Origin of the sequence: Noviherbaspirillum cavernae, from assembly GCF_003590875.1 — a bacterium.
Taxonomy (GTDB): domain Bacteria; phylum Pseudomonadota; class Gammaproteobacteria; order Burkholderiales; family Burkholderiaceae_D; genus Noviherbaspirillum; species Noviherbaspirillum cavernae.
In genome coordinates this window covers 376,573-394,671 of record NZ_QYUN01000003.1, presented here as the reverse complement: position 1 = coordinate 394,671, position 18,099 = coordinate 376,573, and the positions used below count along the sequence as shown (strand labels likewise).

At 62.9% G+C, this 18,099-nt stretch carries 2 protein-coding genes; both read left to right on the top strand.

What is annotated here, in order from left to right:
- The first annotated feature begins 9 nt into the window (after positions 1-9).
- The gene (locus D3870_RS20320; protein ID WP_119742881.1) at positions 10-16,293 is read left to right on the top strand and encodes an Ig-like domain-containing protein; all 16,284 of its coding nucleotides are present in this window, start codon (positions 10-12) and stop codon (positions 16,291-16,293) included.
- Positions 16,290-17,867 (top strand): sensor domain-containing diguanylate cyclase, encoded by a 1,578-nt coding sequence (locus D3870_RS20315; RefSeq protein WP_119742880.1) that lies wholly within the window; start codon positions 16,290-16,292, stop codon positions 17,865-17,867. The genes D3870_RS20320 and D3870_RS20315 overlap by 4 nt, the downstream gene beginning before the upstream one ends.
- The last annotated feature ends 232 nt before the right edge of the window (positions 17,868-18,099 follow it).

Sequence of the window (18,099 nt, the reverse complement as noted above, 5' to 3'; positions counted from 1 at the left end):
GGCAAGCCCATGTCCCGCAGACGCCGTTCCGCTCCGCTCGTCGTTGAAGCGCTTGAGCCGCGCATACTCTATTCCGCCGATGCATCGCTGCTGGTGACGGGCGGAATCGGCGCGCCGCAAGAGGGTATTGCCGCCACCTCCGCACCGCTTGCGGCGCAGGTGCAGGCGACGACTGCCGCCAGCGGCAGCCAGACGCAGCAGCGGCATGAAGTCGTGTTCATCGATGCGGCTGTCGAGCAGGGCGACGACATCGCGAAACGGATCGTCGCGGACAAGGGCGATGCGCGTACGCTGGATGTCTACGTCATCGCCGCCGGCACGGACGGCATTGCGCAGATCGCTGAAATCCTTGGCAGGTATCAGGACCTCGATGCGGTGCACATCATCTCGCACGGCGCATCCGGCGAACTGCGGATCGGCGATGCGCGCCTGAACAGCGACAGCCTGCTGGCGAATGCCGTCGCCGTGTCGAAGTGGGGCAATGCGCTGACGGCCGACGGCGACATTCTGCTGTACGGCTGCGATGTCGCCGCCGATCAGGGCGGACGCGATTTCGTTGCGGCGCTGAGTCAGTTGACGGGCGCCGATGTCAATGCCAGCACCGATTTGACCGGTGCGACAGCCGACGGCGGCGACTGGAAACTGGAATACGCGGCCGGGCATATCGAATCCGCATTGGCGCTGAACGCGGCGGAGCAGGCGTGGTTCAATGGCGTGCTCGCCACCTACGCGGTCACCAACACGAACGACGCCGGTGCCGGTTCGTTGCGGCAGGCGATCATCAATGCCAATGCCAGTTCCGGCGCGGATATCATCACGTTCAGCGTTGGCAGCGGCGCGAAGAGCATCACGTTGTCGAGTGCGTTGCCCACAATCGTCTATCAGGTGACTCTGGATGCGACGACGCAAACGGGATATGGCAGCGTGCCGCTGATCGAACTGATCGGCATCAACGCCGGCTCCGGGGCAGATGGCCTTTCTCTTACATCAGGAGCATCTGGCAGCATCATCAAGGGCTTCGTCATCAATCAGTTCAAAAACAATGGCATTACGCTGACCGATACGTCCAATGTCACCATCCAGGGTAACTACATCGGGACGAACAAGACTGGTGCCAGCGCTTTGGGCAACCTTAATGCTGGCATCTCTGTTTCGGGCACGAACAATACCATCGGCGGCACAACAGCCGCAGCCCGCAACATCATCTCCGGCAATGGAGTGAACGGTATCCGTGTCAGCTCAGGCGCCAATCTCATCCAGGGAAATTACATTGGCACGAATGCCGCTGGGCTAAATGCACTGGGTAACGGGGGCAACGGTATTTTGCTTGCTTCCGAGGGAAACACGGTTGGGGGAACTGCCGCCGGCGCGGGCAACCTTGTTTCTGGCAATGGGTCGTACGGTATCTATGTCAACGCCGGCAACAATCTCATCCAGGGCAACTACATTGGCACGGATGACACCGGCAAGAATGCATTGGGAAACGTTGGCTATGGTATTTGGCTTGCCATCGGCAGCAATAATACAGTCGGAGGAACAGCTGCCGGCGCAGGCAATCTCATTTCCGGTAACAAAACTGATGGGGTGTTCATTACCTCGTCCAACAATACCGTGCAAGGCAACTACATCGGCGTGGATGTAACCGGTTCTGTCGCTCTGGGGAATGCCGGCAATGGCATTGTGATTCACGGATCATCCAATACGATCGGAGGGGCGACAGAGAGTGCGCGCAACATCATTTCCGGCAACGGCAAGGCCGGTGTAACTCTTCCAAGCGCAGGCACGCCGAATAACACGATCCAGGGCAACTATATCGGCTTGAATGCGACTGGTACAGCCGCAATCGGGAACGATGCCCAAGGCATTTACATTGAAGGTAATGGCGGTAACACGATAACAGGCAATGTTGTCTCCGGAAACGATACCAGAGGCATCGAGATCAAAGGCGGAATCGGCAATATCCTCAAAGGCAATCTCATCGGTCTCAATGCTGCGGGAACCGCCGCCATCGGCAATGGCAGTTTCGGAATATATCTTTATGGCGGTGCCAACACCACGACCATAGGCGGTTCCGCCGCGGGAGAGGGAAATACGGTTGTCGCGAGCGGGTCTGACGGCATCAAGATCAATGGCAGCAGCGGTATCGTCATCCAGGGCAACTACATTGGTACCAATGCCGCAGGAAACAGCGGACTAGGGAATGCAAGGCAAGGAATTTATCTCGAGGACAACGCGAGCAATAACCTGATCGGAGGTACTGGCGCGGGACAAGGCAATATCATCGCCTACAACACGATCAGCGGTATTGCCGCGTCTTCTACCGGCATTTCCGGCAACCGGATTCTTGCCAATTCGATTTACTCCAATGGCAATCTGGGCATTGATCTCAATGACGACGGCGTTACACCCAACGACATGGGCGATGCCGACGGTGGGCCCAACAAGCTGCTGAATTTTCCGGTACTGACGAGTGCGATTCCTGTCGCCGGCACTGTCACCGTATCAGGCACGTTCAACAGCACGGCATCGCGCAACTACCGCATCGAGTTTTTTGCCAACAACAGCAAGGATGCGAGCGGCAATGGCGAAGGGCAGATCTATCTCGGCTACATCGAAGTCACCACGGACAACGCGGGCAACGCCACGATCTCGTTCTCGAAGAGCGGCCTCACGGTCGGGCAATGGATCAGCGCCACCGCGACGGATTTGACCAGCAACGACACCTCCGAGTTCGCGGCCGACGCGATCGTCAACAACCCGCCGGTCATCACCTCCAATGGCGGCGGCAGCAGCGCGGCGGTGTCGGTAGCCGAGAACACCACGGCAGTCACGACCGTGACCGCGACCGATGCCGACGGCAACACACTGAGTTTCAGCATCAGCGGTGGCGCGGATGCCGCGAAGTTCGCCATTGACAACGCCACCGGCGCACTGAGCTTCATCAGCGCGCCGAACCATGAAGCACCGACGGACGCCAACGGCGACAACATCTACGTCGTGCAGGTGCGGGTCTCCGATGGCAACGGTGGCACGTTTTCTCAAACCATCAACGTGACGGTGACCGACGTTGGTTCCATCGTCACCAATACCAATGATGCCGGTGCGGGGTCGTTGCGTCAGGCGATCATCGAAGCCAACGAGCATGCGGGGCTGGATACGATCACGTTCAACATCGGCAGCGGCACGCAAAGCATCTCCCTGCAGAGCGCATTGCCCTACATCACCGACCAGGTCATCATCGACGGCACATCGCAGACGGGCTATGCGAATGCGCCGATCATCGTATTGAATGGCGCATCGGCGGGGACGAGCGCGAATGGATTGACTCTCCTGTCCGGCGCATCCGGCAGCACGATCAAGGGTCTGGTCATCAATCGATTCAACGGTTACGCGATCGACCTGAACGGCACCGCGAACGTGACGATTCAGAGCAACTATCTCGGTACTGATGCCACCGGCATGATTGGGTATGGGGGCGGCGGCGGAATCTATCTTCACTCCGGTAACTCCTACACCACCATCGGCGGCAGCACGGCCGGCGCGGGCAATGTCATTTCCGGGAACGGGGTCGGCATCGCCATCGATGCCGCGAGCAATACCACGATCAAGGGCAATTTCATCGGCGTGAGTGCCGCAGGCGGCGCCTTGACATCGGGCAGCAACGGATTCGGAATCATGTTTGCCGGTGGCACCAATACCACCATCGGCGGTACCACGGCTGCCGAGCGCAATGTCATCTCCGGTAACTTATACGGCATCGTTGGCGCGGGTATCTCTGGCACTTCGATCACAGGCAACTATTTCGGTACGAATGCGACGGGCACGTCCGCGGTAGCGAATGGCGTAGCGATTATGCTGTCGGGAGATTCCGGTACCATCATCGGCAGCGCAACGGCCGGAGGCGGCAATGTGATCTCGGGGAATGGCACGGGGATCCATATCGCGGACTCTTCCGGCGCCGTCATTCTTGGCAATCGCATCGGCACGAACGCATCCGGCGCTGGCGCCCTGGGCAATTCCGGCGACGGCATCCACGTCGAGAACGGTTCTGCCGTCGGCAACAATCTCACGATTGGCGGCACCACCGCGCAGGCGGCCAATACCATCGCATGGAACGGCGGCAAAGGCGTCAACAACGTCAACGGCACCGGTATCAGTATTCTCGGAAATGCGATTCACTCAAACGCCGGTCTGGGAATCGATCTCGGCAATGACGGCGTCACTGCCAACGATGCCGGCGATGCCGATAGCGGGGCGAACGATCTTCAGAATTTCCCGGTGCTGACCGGTGCGACCATCTCGGGCAGCGATATCAACATTACCGGCACCTTCAACGGTATGGCATCGCGCACGTACCGGATCGAGTTTTTTGCCAACACCGACAAGGATGCCCTCGGCAATGGCGAAGGCCAGATCTATCTGGGGTATGCGACCGTCACCACGAATGCCTCCGGCAATGCCTCATTCTCGGTCAATCTCGCCGGAGCCACGCCGGGCAAATGGTGGATCAGCGCCACCGCCACGGATAACTCAACCAAAAACACCTCCGAGTTCGCCGCCGATGTCCAGGCAACCAATACGCCGGTCATTACCTCGAATGGCGGCGGCGCATCCGCTGCCGTTTCCATGGAGGAGAATACGACCGCCGTCACGACCGTGACAGCAACCGATGCAGACGGCGACACCCTCGTTTTCAGTATCAGCGGCGGTGCGGATGCCTCGAAGTTCACGATAGACAGCAGCACGGGTGCACTGAAATTCGTCGCCGCGCCCAACCATGAAGCGCCGACCGACGCCAATGGCGATAATGTGTATGTCGTCATCGTGAGAGTGTCCGATGGAAGCAGAACGACCACCCAAACCATTTCCATCACGGTCACCGATGTCGGCTGCATCGTCACGAACACCAATGATGCCGGGGCAGGCTCGCTGCGGCAGGCGATCATCGAGGCCAATGAGCACATCGGTCTGGACACCATCACCTTCAATATCGGTGCAGGCGGCCTGCAAAGCATTTCGCTGCTGAGTGCGTTGCCCGCCATTACCGATCAAGTCATCATCGACGGTACCTCGCAAGCCGGCTATGTCAATGTGCCGATCATCGAGCTCAATGGCGCGTCGGCCGGGGCGTCAGCCAACGGACTTTATCTGATATCCGGTGCTTCCGGCAGCGTCATCAAGGGGTTCGTGATCAACCGCTTCGGCAATGACGGCATTCTGATCAATGGCGCCAGCAACGTCACGATTCAAAACAACTACATCGGTACCAATGCCGCGGGTACGGCGGCTTCCGCCAATGGCAACGATGGTATCGGACTGGCGTCCTCCAATAACAATCTGATCGGCGGTACCACTGCTGCTGCGCGCAATGTGATATCGGGCAACACCTCGAACGGGATAGATGTTGATGGCGGATCAAGCAACAACACCATTCAAGGCAACTACATCGGCGTCAACGCTGCGGGTACAGCGGCGTTGGGTAACGGTTCTCGAGGCGTCTACATTCGTGCATCAGCAAGCAACAACCTCGTGGGTGGAACGGCGGCCGGCGCAGGCAACGTCATCTCGGGAAACAGTTCTCACGGCATCGGAATTTTCAATGCAGACACCAATAATGTTCAAGGCAACACCATTGGCCTCAATGCTGCCGGTACGGCGATCATCGGCAATGGCGACTCGGGTATATACATCAATGGCACTTCCACCAACAACACGATAGGAGGCACCGTCGTCGCGGCGCGCAACGTCATCTCGGGCAACAAGAATGGGGTGAATATTGCATCCAGTGGCAATCTGGTTCAAGGCAACTACATCGGCACGGACAAGACCGGCACGCTCGATCTCGGCAATGACCTTGACGGCATCCAGATCTATGCTTCTGCCAACAACAACATCATTGGCGGAACGGCCGCTGGCGCCGGCAATCTCATTTCCGGCAACAACGGCAACGGCATTTCGATCAATGCTGCATCGGGCACGATCGTGCAGGGCAATCTTGTCGGCACGAATGCCGGCGGCAATGCCGCAATCGCCAACGGCAATTACGGCCTCTACCTGCTCAATGCGAGCGGCAACAGCATTGGCGGCTCGGTCGCCGGCGCGCGCAACGTCATCTCGGGAAATGTCGCAGACGGCATCCGGCTGGCCGGTGCGACCGGCAATACCGTTCAGGGCAACTACATCGGCACGGACAGGACTGGCACGCTCGATCTCGGCAATGGCGCCGCTGGCATCGGCTTGTCGGGCTCTGCCACCGGCAACCTGATCGGCGGCAGCACGGCGGGTGAACGCAATATCATTTCCGGCAATAGTGACGATGGCATTGTCATCATCAATTCCGCATCCGCCATCATCACCGGGAACTACATTGGTACGGATGCGGCCGGCACCGTGGCCGTTGCCAATGGCCGTCACGGCATAAACATCGGCGGCACGGGCGTGTCCCGAGTCGGAGGAATTCTCGCTGGTGAGGGCAACCTCATCTCCGGCAATGCGAACGATGGCATACGCATCAACGGCGTCAACGGCGTCAAGGTCCAGGGCAACTTCATCGGCACGAACGCCGCCGGAACCGCGAGTGTTGCCAATGGCGGCAACGGCGTCGATATCACAGGAGGGGCGAGCGCCAATGTGATCGGAGGGACCACTGCGGCAGAACGCAACATCATTTCCGGCAACACCTCGCATGGCATCTATATCCAGAACAACAGCAACAACAATCTTGTTCAAGGCAACTATATCGGTGTCGATGTCAGCGGCAACAACGTCTTGAAGAACAACAATCGCGGCATTCAGATATCGGCATCGAGCAACAATACGATCGGCGGAACGGCGGCCGGCGCCGGCAACGTCATTTCCGGCAATGGTTACGGCGTGCAAATCTCGGATGGCAACGGCAACATCATCCAAGGCAACCATATCGGCACCAATGCCGCCGGTAATGCGGTCCTCGGCAACACGAATTCCGGTGTCAATATCACCGGCACTTCCGCCGGCAATACGATCGGCGGCACCACGGCTGCCGCGCGCAACATCATCTCCGGCAACACGGACGGGATTCTGCTCTCGGCCGCTGGCAACACTATTCAAGGCAACTACATCGGAACCGATGCAAGCGGCATGCTCGACCTCGGCAACACCAATCGCGGCATCCGCGTCATTATCGGAGGCAACGACAACACGATCGGCGGCACGGCAGCCGGCGCCGGCAATCTCATTTCCGGCAACGGTGGTGCGGGCATCGAGATCACGACGGCGACCGGCACGACGATTCAGGGCAACATCATCGGCACGAACAAGAACGGCAATGGCGCGCTTGCCAACGGCACCCACGGGATTTCGCTGATCAACAACAGCAACACCACCATCGGCGGTTCGACCGCAGGTGCGCGCAACCTCATTTCCGGCAATGCCGTCAATGGCATCCAACTATCGGACAGCGACAACAACACCATCCAGGGCAATTACATCGGCATCGATGCCGCCGGCACCGCGAAACTGGCGAACGGCGATTCCGGCATATATCTCCAATCCGGATCCAGCGGCAATCTGCTTGGAGGCACGGCAGCCGGTGCAGGCAATGTGATCTCCGGGAACGTGAACGGACTCGTGCTGGACGGCAGCAGCGGCAATACCATTCAAGGCAACTACATCGGCACGAACGCGGCTGGTACCGGCGGCGTGCGCAACGATGCCCGCGGCATCTGGATCCGCGCATCATCCAACAACAACGTGATCGGTGGTGCAGTTGCCGGGGCGCGCAACGTGGTATCGGCCAATACCTATTCGGGGATTGAAATCCAGAGCTCCACCGGCACCAGCATTCTGGGCAATTACATCGGCGTCGACAAGAACGGCACTGCCGCGCTCGGTAACGGGCAAAGCGGCATCTACGTCAACGGTGCGTCCGCCAACACGACGATAGGCGACGCGAGCGGAGGCGGTAACGTCATTTCCGGCAACGGGCAAAGCGGCATCGCGCTGGACGGCGGGACGGGCAACCTCATCAAGGGCAACATCATCGGTCTCAATGCCAATGGAACGGCGGTTCTCGCCAACGGCAACAACGGGATACTGATCCGCAACCACGCGGACAACAATACGATCGGCGGTTCCTCGTCCGGCGAAGGGAATGTCATCGCCGGAAACAGCTTCGACGGCATCAGAATTTCCGCCAGTTCCGGTATCGTCATCCAGGGAAATCACATCGGCACCAACGCCGCCGGCGATGCGGGACTGGGCAATGCACGTACCGGCATCTTCGTCGATGAGGGCGCCACCGGCAACCTGATCGGCGGCACCGCTGCGGGACAAGGCAATGTCATCGCACAAAACACCCTGCAAGGCATCGCCACGGCATGGAATGCGGTCAGCGGCAACCGCTTCCTGGGCAATGCGATCCATTCCAACGGTGGCATCGGCATCGATCTCGGCAACGACGGCGTGACCGCGAACGATGCGGGCGACGGCGATGCGGCGGGCAATGGCAACGGGCTGCAGAATTTTCCGGTGCTCGCGGGTGCCTACGTGATGGGCGCGAACACCACCATCCTCGGCAGCTTCAACAGCACGCCATCGCGCACCTACCGGATCGAAATCTATGCCAATGCATCGAAGGATGCTTCCGGCAACGGCGAAGGCAAGATCTACATCGGGTACGTGGATGTCACCACCGATGCGTCCGGAAATGCCTCATTGTCGTTCACCTTGACGGGCATCTCCGCCGGACAATGGATCAGCGCGACGGCCACCGACCTCACCACCAATGAAACCTCGGAGTTCGCGGTTGATGTACTCGCGGTGCCCAATGACGCGCCGGTGATTACCTCTAACGGCGGCGGTGCCAGTGCTGCAGTCACTGCATACGAAAACGGCACGACTGCCACCATCGTGACGGCGACCGACGCCAACGGCGATACACCGACTTACACCATCATTGGCGGTGCCGACGGCGCGAAATTCGCGATCGACAGCGCCACCGGCGCGCTGCGCTTCATCGCCGCGTCGGACTTCGAGATGCCGACCGACGCCGACGGCGACAATGTCTACGTCGTCCAGGTCAGCGTCTCCGACGGCAAGGGCGGCATGGCGACGCAGACGCTCAGCATCACGGTAGCCAATGTCAATGAAGCTCCGTCCGGCGCGGACAGGACGGTGTCGGTCAACGAGGATGCGAGCTATATCTTCGGTGCGGCCGATTTTGGCTTCAGCGACGCCAGCGACAGTCCCGCCAATGCCTTGCTGTCGGTGAAGATCACGAGCCTGCCCACCGCCGGCAGCCTGACGCTCAACGGCGCCGCCGTGACGGCCGGTCAATTCATCAGCGTGGCCGACATCAACGCCGGCGGGCTGGTCTTCACGCCGGCGGCGAATGCCCACGGCGCGAACTACGCCGTCTTCACCTTCCAGGTGCGGGACAATGGCGGCACCGCCCCGGGCGTCGACCTCGACCCGACCGCGCGCAGCTTCACCTTCCATGTCGCCAGCGTCAACGACGCCCCGAGCGGGGCGAACAACACGCTGACGATCGACGAGGATGGCAGCCACACCTTCGGCACCACCGACTTCGGCTTCGGCGACATCGACGGCAATGCCTTGCTGTCGGTGAAGATCACGAGCCTGCCCACGGCCGGCAGCCTGACGCTGAACGGCAGCGCCGTCGCCGCGGGCCAGTTCATCAGCGTGGCCGACATCGCGGCCGGCCTGCTGAAGTTCACGCCGGCGGCGAATGCCCACGGCGCGAACTACGCATCCTTCACCTTCCAGGTGCAGGACAATGGCGGCACGTTGAATGGCGGGGTGGACCTCGACCCGACTCCGCGCAGCTTCACCTTCCATGTCGCCAGCGTCAACGACGCCCCGAGCGGGGCGAACAACACGCTGACGATCGACGAGGATGGCAGCCACACCTTCGGCACCACCGACTTCGGCTTCGGCGACATCGACGGCAATGCCTTGCTGTCGGTGAAGATCACGAGCCTGCCCACCGCCGGCAGCCTGACGCTCAACGGCAGCGCCGTCGCCGCGGGCCAGGTCATCAGCGTGGCCGACATCGCGGCCGGCCTGCTGAAGTTCACGCCGGCGGCGAATGCCCACGGCGCGAACTACGCATCCTTCACCTTCCAGGTGCGGGACAATGGCGGCACGTTGAATGGCGGGGTGGACCTCGACCCGACTCCGCGCAGCTTCACCTTCCATGTCGCCAGCGTCAACGACGCCCCGAGCGGGGCGAACAACACGCTGACGATCGACGAGGATGGCAGCCACACCTTCGGCACCACCGACTTCGGCTTCGGCGACATCGACGGCAATGCCTTGCTGTCGGTGAAGATCACGAGCCTGCCCACCGCCGGCAGCCTGACGCTCAACGGCAGCGCCGTCGCCGCGGGCCAGGTCATCAGCGTGGCCGACATCGCGGCCGGCCTGCTGAAGTTCACGCCGGCGGCCAACGCCCACGGCGCGAACTACGCATCCTTCACCTTCCAGGTGCAGGACAATGGCGGCACGGCCAATGGCGGGGTGGACCTCGATCCGACTCCGCGCAGCTTCACCTTCCACGTCACCGCGGTGAACGACGCGCCGAGCGGCACCGGCAACACGCTGACGATCGACGAGGACGCCACGCACATCTTCACGGCGGCCGACTTCGGCTTCGCCGACATCGACGGCAATGCCCTGCTGTCGGTGAAGATCACGAGCCTGCCCACCGCCGGCAGCCTGACGCTGAACGGCAGCGCCGTGACGGCCGGCCAGTTCATCAGCGTGGCCGACATCGCGGCCGGCCTGCTGAAGTTCACGCCGGCCGCCAACGCCCACGGCGCGAACTACGCATCCTTCACCTTCCAGGTGCAGGACAGCGGCGGCACGTTGAATGGCGGGGTGGATCTCGATCCGACTCCGCGCAGCTTCACCTTCCACGTCACCAGCGTCAACGACGCCCCGTCCGGCACCGGCAACACGCTGACGATCGACGAGGATGGCAGCCACACCTTCGGCACCACCGACTTCGGCTTCGGCGACATCGACGGCAATGCCTTGCTGTCGGTGAAGATCACGAGCCTGCCCACGGCCGGCAGCCTGACGCTGAACGGCAGCGCCGTCGCCGCGGGCCAGTTCATCAGCGCGGCCGACATCGCGGCCGGCCTGCTGAAGTTCACGCCGGCCGCGAATGCCCACGGCGCGAACTACGCGTCCTTCACCTTCCAGGTGCGGGACGACGGCGGCACGCCCGGCGCCGACCTCGACCCGACTCCGCGCAGCTTCACCTTCCACGTCACCGCGGTGAACGACGCGCCGAGCGGCACCGGCAACACGCTGACGATCAACGAGGATGGCACGCACATCTTCACGGCGGCCGACTTCGGCTTCGCCGACATCGACGGCAATGCCTTGCTGTCGGTGAAGATCACGAGCCTGCCCACCGCCGGCAGCCTGACGCTCAACGGCAGCGCCGTGACGGCCGGCCAGTTCATCAGCGCGGCCGACATCGCGGCCGGCCTGCTGAAGTTCACGCCGGCCGCGAATGCCCACGGCGCGAACTACGCGTCCTTCACCTTCCAGGTGCGGGACGACGGCGGCACGCCCGGCGCCGACCTCGATCCGACTCCGCGCAGCTTCACCTTCCACGTCACCGCGGTGAACGACGCGCCGAGCGGCACCGGCAACACGCTGACGATCGACGAGGACGCCACGCACATCTTCACGGCGGCCGACTTCGGCTTCGCCGACATCGACGGCAATGCCCTGCTGTCGGTGAAGATCACGAGCCTGCCCACCGCCGGCAGCCTGACGCTGAACGGCAGCGCCGTGACGGCCGGCCAGTTCATCAGCGTGGCCGACATCGCGGCCGGCCTGCTGAAGTTCACGCCGGCCGCCAACGCCCACGGCGCGAACTACGCATCGTTCACCTTCCAGGTGCAGGACAGCGGCGGCACGTTGAATGGCGGGGTGGATCTCGACCCGACCGCGCGCAGCGTCACCTTCCACGTCACCGCGGTGAACGACGCCCCGAGCGGAGCGAACAACACGCTGACGATCAACGAGGATGGTACGCACATCTTCACGGCGGCCGACTTCGGCTTCGCCGACATCGACGGCAACAGCCTGCTGGCAGTCCGGATCACGAGCCTGCCCACCGCCGGCAGCCTGACGCTCAACGGCAACGTGCTGCAGGCGGGCGACGTCGTCACGCTGGCGCAGCTCAACGGCGGCCTGCTGAAGTTCACGCCGGCCGCGAATGCCCACGGCGCGAACTACGCATCCTTCACCTTCCAGGTGCAGGACAGCGGCGGCACGTTGAATGGCGGGGTGGATCTCGATCCGACTCCGCGCAGCTTCACCTTCCACGTCACCAGCGTCAACGACGCCCCGTCCGGCACCGGCAACACGCTGACGATCGACGAGGACGCCACGCACACCTTCAGCAGCACCGACTTCGGCTTTGCCGACATCGACGGCAATGCCTTGCTGTCCGTGAAGATCACGAGCCTGCCCACCGCCGGCAGCCTGACGCTCAACGGCAGCGCCGTCACCGCCGGCCAGTTCATCAGCGCGGCCGACATCGCGGCCGGCCTGCTGAAGTTCACGCCGGCCGCCAACGCCCACGGCGCGAACTACGCATCGTTCACCTTCCAGGTGCAGGACAGCGGCGGCACGTTGAATGGCGGGGTGGATCTCGACCCGACCGCGCGCAGCGTCACCTTCCACGTCACCGCGGTGAACGACGCCCCGAGCGGAGCGAACAACACGCTGACGATCAACGAGGATGGTACGCACATCTTCACGGCGGCCGACTTCGGCTTCGCCGACATCGACGGCAATGCCTTGCTGTCGGTGAAGATCACGAGCCTGCCCACCGCCGGCAGCCTGACGCTCAACGGCAGCGCCGTGACGGCCGGCCAGTTCATCAGCGCGGCCGACATCGCGGCCGGCCTGCTGAAGTTCACGCCGGCCGCGAATGCCCACGGCGCGAACTACGCGTCCTTCACCTTCCAGGTGCGGGACGACGGCGGCACGCCCGGCGCCGACCTCGACCCGACTCCGCGCAGCTTCACCTTCCACGTCACCGCGGTGAACGACGCGCCGAGCGGCACCGGCAACACGCTGACGATCGACGAGGATGGTACGCACACCTTCACGGCGGCCGACTTCGGCTTTGCCGACATCGACGGCAACAGCCTGCTGGCAGTCCGGATCACGAGCCTGCCCACCGCCGGCAGCCTGACGCTCAACGGCAACGTGCTGCAGGCGGGCGACGTCGTCACGCTGGCGCAGCTCAACGGCGGCCTGCTGAAGTTCACGCCGGCCGCGAATGCCCACGGCGCGAACTACGCATCCTTCACCTTCCAGGTGCAGGACAATGGCGGCACCGCCCCGGGCGCCGATCTCGACCCGACCGCGCGCAGCGTCACCTTCCACGTCACCGCGGTGAACGACGCCCCGAGCGGCACCGGCAACACGCTGACGATCGACGAGGATGGCACGCACACCTTCACGGCGGCCGACTTCGGCTTCGCCGACATCGACGGCAATGCCTTGCTGTCGGTGAAGATCACGAGCCTGCCCACGGCCGGCAGCCTGACGCTCAACGGCAGCGCCGTCGCCGCGGGCCAGTTCATCAGCGCGGCCGACATCGCGGCCGGCCTGCTGAAGTTCACGCCGGCCGCGAATGCCCACGGCGCGAACTACGCGTCCTTCACCTTCCAGGTGCAGGACAATGGCGGCACCGCCCCGGGCGCCGATCTCGACCCGACCGCGCGCAGCGTCACCTTCCACGTCACCGCGGTGAACGACGCCCCGAGCGGCACCGGCAACACGCTGACGATCGACGAGGATGGCACGCACATCTTCACGGCGGCCGACTTCGGCTTCGCCGACATCGACGGCAATGCCTTGCTGTCGGTGAAGATCACGAGCCTGCCCACGGCCGGCAGCCTGACGCTGAACGGCAGCGCCGTCGCCGCGGGCCAGTTCATCAGCGCGGCCGACATCGCGGCCGGCCTGCTGAAGTTCACGCCGGCCGCGAATGCCCACGGCGCGAACTACGCATCCTTCACCTTCCAGGTGCGGGACGACGGCGGCACCGCCCCGGGCGCCGATCTCGACCCGACCGCGCGCAGCGTCACCTTCCACGTCACCGCGGTGAACGACGCCCCGAGCGGCACCGGCAACACGCTGACGATCGACGAGGATGGCACGCACACCTTCACGGCGGCCGACTTCGGCTTTGCCGACATCGACGGCAACAGCCTGCTGGCAGTCCGGATCACGAGCCTGCCCACGGCCGGCAGCCTGACGCTCAACGGCAGCGCCGTCACCGCGGGCCAGGTCATCAGCGTGGCCGACATCGCGGCCGGCCTGCTGAAGTTCACGCCGGCCGCCAACGCCCACGGCGCGAACTACGCATCGTTCACCTTCCAGGTGCAGGACAGCGGCGGCACGTTGAATGGCGGGGTGGATCTCGATCCGACTCCGCGCAGCTTCACCTTCCACGTCGCCAGCGTCAACGACGCCCCGAGCGGCACCGGCAATGTCGTGACGGTATATGAAAACATGAGCCATGTTTTTACCGTGGCTGACTTTGGCTTCAGCGACAGCAGCGACAGTCCGGCCAACGGCCTGCTGGCGATCAAGATCACGACGCTGCCCACCGCCGGCAGCCTGACGCTGAATGGTGTTGCGGTCACGGCCGGTCAATTCATCGATGTCGCCGATATCGCTGCAGGAAAGCTGGTTTTCACACCCGTCGCCAACGCCAATGGCGCGGGCTACGCCGGTTTCACGTTCCAGGTGCAGGACAACGGCGGCACGGCCGGCGGCGATATCGATCTCGACCCGACGCCGCGCACCATCACCATCGATGTGCGCGAAATCAATCATGCGCCTGCGGGTGCAGACAACACGGTCGTCGTTCTGGAAGACAACAGCTATACGTTTGCTGTTGCCGACTTCGGCTTCGCCGACCCCGATGGGGATGCATTGCTTGCGGTCAGAATCACGAACGTGCCGGGAACCGGAACGCTGACATTGAACGGACTTGCTGTCGCGAATGGCCAGGTCATCACGGCGGCGGACATCGCGGCTGGCAAGCTGAAGTTCACGCCGGCCGCGAACGCCCACGGCGCGAACTACGCTTCCTTCACCTTCCAGGTGCAGGACGACGGCGATGTGCTCAACGGCGGCGTCGATCTCGACCCGACCGCGCGCACGCTGACGATCAATGTCACGCCGGTCAACGACGCGCCGTCCGGCGCGGACGGGACGGTCGCCACCAGCGAGGATGTTGCGTACACCTTCACGGTCACCGATTTCGGCTTTGCCGACGCCGACGGCCATGCGCTGCAGGCAATCAGGATCACGACCCTGCCGCAAGCCGGCACGCTGACGCTCAATGGTGTAGCGGTCAATGCGGGCGACTTCATCACGCTGGCCGACATCAAGGGCGGCAGGCTGACCTTCACGCCGGTGAAGGATGCCAGCGGCGCGGGCTATGCCAGTTTCACGTTCCAGGTGCAGGACGACGGCGGAACGGCCGACGGCGGCGTCGATCTCGATCCCGTTGCGCGCGCCATGACAGTCAACGTGGCCGAGATCAAGGATGCGTCCGATCTTGAGGATGAGACTGCCACCACGCCGCCGGACAACAACGGAAACAAGCCCGCAATTGACCTGGTCGATGACAAGCGCAACGATGCTGCCACCACGGAAAAAACAGGCAGCACCAATGCCGCTGCAGCCGGTGACGGCACGGTGTCGCATGCGAACGTCAACCCGTCTGGCAGCAACGAGCTTGCATATCACTCCGCTCCGGCTCCGTCTTCCGTGCGGGTATCGCAACCCGTATCCGATGGCGAGTCGCTGTTGTCCGAGCAACATACCGTCGCCATCAGTCTTGATCACCTCGCCACACTGCAACGCGTGGCGGCGAAGAACGGTTTTGCCCTGCTCGTGAATGCCGATCTTCGCGCCAGCGATGACGGCGACAATGCGATCGGACGCGTATCGCTGGCGGACGGCATGCAGACCAACACCGGCGTCGTGTCGCCGCAAACAATCGAACTCGCCGCCGCCGCGACCACGCTCGGCACGGTCTGGATGGTTGTCAGAAAAGGCGCGCTCGCGGCCAGCTTGCTGGCGAGCATGCCGGCGTGGGTGCGCCTCGATCCGCTGCCGGTTCTGCTCGCGTCGGATGACCCGCCGGAGAATGAGGGCGACGACGGTCTGGATATCGCGGACCACATGTTCAGCGAAGCGAAAGGAAATACCGATATGTGGTCTGACGAAGGACGCCGATGAAAAAGCTGCTGCAATTCGGGCCGATCCTGCGCATGAGCATCGGCATCGTGTCCCTGATACTGACGCTGCTGCTGATATTCGATGCGCTGCTGCACATCCTGCCCAGCGAGCGCCAGCAGCTTGCCGAAGTGCGCCGGCAGGTCAGCACGGTGCTCGGCGGCCAGATCAATGCGAAGCTGGCCGCAGGAGACGCGGCCAGCGTGCAAAGTACCGTTGATCAACTGGCGGCCATCACGCCCGATGTCCGCTCGATCGGCGTGAGGAAAGGCAATCGTCTCGTCATCGCCAGCCGCGGACATGAGGATCACTGGACCTCCTCGTGGACCGGAGAATCGACGATGACCCATGTCGTGGTGCCGGTATTCACCGGCAAGAAACGATGGGGCGACATCGAAGTGGCGTTCACCGATCCGGGTTACAACACGCTTTGGGGCTGGCTGCGTCAACCGAGCATCTTGGTGATCCTGCTGCTGTCCAGCTTCGGTCTGGCGGGAGTCTATTTTTACCTGCGCCGCGCATTGAATTATCTCGATCCATCGCAAGCCGTTCCGCAGCGGGTGAGAAAGGCGTTCGACACCTTGACCGAAGGCGTCCTCATCCTCGACGGCAAGGGCCGGATCATGCTCGCCAACGCCGTGTTTCTGCAGATGAACGCGGGCGGTCAGGAGCGGATCGAGGGTGCGCCCATCACCGGGATCGGCTGGCTGATCGCCGGTCTGTCCCGCGGCGCCGTGGCGATGCGCCATCCGTGGGACCTCGTGCTGCGTTCGAACCAGACGATCCAGGGCAAGGAGCTGACCGTCACGTTGCCGGACGGAAGTGCGCGCGAGCTGCGCATGAATTGCTCCGCGATCAACGACGGCGCAGGTGCGGCGCGCGGCTGCCTCGTCTCCTTCGACGACGTCACGCAACTGAGCGACGCCAATGCCAGGCTGCAACGGACGCTGAACGACCTTGAACTATCCAGGGACAAGATCCAGGAGCAGAACGATGAGCTGCAAAAACTGGCCAACTTCGATCCGCTGACGGGCTGCCTGAATCGCCGCGCCTTCTTTGCGCGTGCGGAACCGCTGTTCCAGAAAGCCGTCGCCGGCGGCGGCGAGCTGATCTGCATCATGGCCGACATCGATTTCTTCAAGTCATTCAACGACCGCTACGGGCACGCGGTCGGCGATCTGGTCATCCAGCAGGTCGCGGGCGCGCTGGGACGTTCGCTGCGCGATGCGGACTTGTTGTGCCGCTATGGCGGCGAGGAATTCTGCATTGTTGTCGCCGGCATCGACGAACGCATCGGCAGGGAAATTGCGGAGCGCACGCGCGCGCGCATCGACACCGAGTGCGGGCCCGGCGTGCGTTCGGTCGAAGGCTTGCGGATCACGTCGAGTTTCGGTTTTGCCGTGCTGTCGCACGACCGGACATGTTCATCGCTGTCGCGGCTGATCGAGCTGGCCGACGAGGCACTGTATGCCGCCAAGAAGAGCGGACGCAATCGCGTGGCAAGCGTCACGGGCGAGACGCTCTCGTACGGGGAACCGCCCCCGCAACCCTTGCCGGCAGCTGCCGCTGCCCACTGAGCCGTTCCCTGTCATGCCATCGCCATGCGGTGCATGACATTCCTCGCGGAATGACTCGGCACGCACGCGCGCACGCACGCACGCACGCACGCACGCACGCACGCACGCACGCACGCACGCACGCACGCACGTGCGTGCATGAACGAATCGAGTGAACATTCCACGCCTCGCTGTCAAACGGCGAGGCGGCCGCCGCTGCCGTTGCTGCCAATCCAGCGCGGCCACGGCGCTG

Excerpts from the sequence above, each read along its gene's own strand:
- D3870_RS20320 (WP_119742881.1), top strand. The coding sequence starts at position 10 with ATGTCCCGCAGACGCCGTTCCGCTCCGCTCGTCGTTGAAGCGCTTGAG.
- D3870_RS20315 (WP_119742880.1), top strand. The coding sequence starts at position 16,290 with ATGAAAAAGCTGCTGCAATTCGGGCCGATCCTGCGCATGAGCATCGGC.